Origin of the sequence: Streptomyces sp. B93 (assembly GCF_018070565.1) — a bacterium.
Classification (GTDB): domain Bacteria; phylum Actinomycetota; class Actinomycetes; order Streptomycetales; family Streptomycetaceae; genus Streptomyces.
In genome coordinates, this window is sequence record NZ_JAGPXL010000111.1 from 1 (window position 1) to 1296 (window position 1296).

The window sequence follows — 1296 nt, forward strand, 5'->3', positions numbered from 1 at the left end:
GGGCCTTGACCCGGAATCTTGGACACGGGCTATGCGGCTTGGGCGAGGGTAGTTGATGTTGTGTCGAGTGCTGCCTCGTAGGCGATGGGACTGCGTTGTCCGAGGTGGGAATGACGGCGTCGGGTGTTGTAGCGGTGCAGCCAGCGGAACGCGTCGAGACGGGCCTCGCGTTCGCTGGGCCAGTGCTTTCGGCCCTGAAGGGTCTCGCGTTTGAACGTCGCGTTGAAGGACTCGGCGAGCGCGTTGTCCACCGAGCTGCCGATCGCGCTCATGGACTGGCGGACGCCGGTCTGGCGGCAGGCGTCGGCGAAGGCCCGGCTGGTGTACTGGGCTCCGTGATCGGTGTGTATGACTGCCCCAGAGAGGCTGCCGCGAGTCCGTTCGGCGGCGGACAGGGCGTCGATGACGAGGCCGGTGCGCATGTGGTCCGCGATCGCCCAGCCGGCCAGGCGGCGTGAGGCGAGATCGATGACGGTGGCCAGATACAAGAACTTCCCGCCCTCCAGCGGGAGATAGGTGATGTCGCCGACGTACTTCGTATTCGGCTCACACGCGGTGAAGTCGCGGCCGATGAGATCCGGGGCCTTCGCCGCGGCCGGGTCCGCGACCGTGGTGCGGTGCCTGCGGCGCAAGCGCACGCCCGCCAGACCGGCGGCCCGCATCAACCGCGCGATCCGCTTGTGGTTGACGCGCTCGCCCGCCTCGCGGAGCTCGGCCGTGATCCTGGGAACGCCGTAGGTGCCGTCCGACTCGTGGTGCACGGCCCGTATCCGGGCGGCGAGGCGGGCGTCGGCCGCCTGCCGGACGGCCCGATCCGCGGCCGTCCGACGCCAGTAATAAAAGCTGGAGCGGGCGATGCCCACGATGGTGCACAGCCGCTTCACGCCGTAACGGCGCTGATGGTCGGCGACGAACTGGAAGCGGTTCACCAGCGCGTCTCCCCGGCGAAATACTTCGCCGCCTTCCGCAGGATCTCGCGCTCTTCCTCCAGCTCACGGACCTTCTTCCGCAGAGCGGCGTTCTCCGCCTCCAACGGCGTCGGCGGCTCGGCAGGCACCTCCGCCCGGCGCCCCGGGGCCGGCTCGCACCGGCCGCTCGGACCCAGTTCCGCAGGGTCTCGGGGTTGATCCCCAGATCGGCGGCGACCTGCCTGATCGTCGCCTCGGGCCGCGACTGGTACAGCGCGACCGCGTCCGCTTTGAACTGTGGCGGATAGTTCTTCATGACCACGAGATGTCCGTTCTCAGATCCTCAGGATCCAGTGTCTCGTGTGTCCAGGATCAAGGGTCAAGGCCC

At 68.5% G+C, this 1296-nt stretch carries 1 pseudogene; it reads right to left on the bottom strand.

From position 1 onward, the window contains the following. Window positions 1-29: 29 nt before the first annotated feature. A pseudogene (locus KBY47_RS36135) lies at window positions 30-1230 on the bottom strand (IS3 family transposase). Window positions 1231-1296 lie beyond the last annotated feature (66 nt).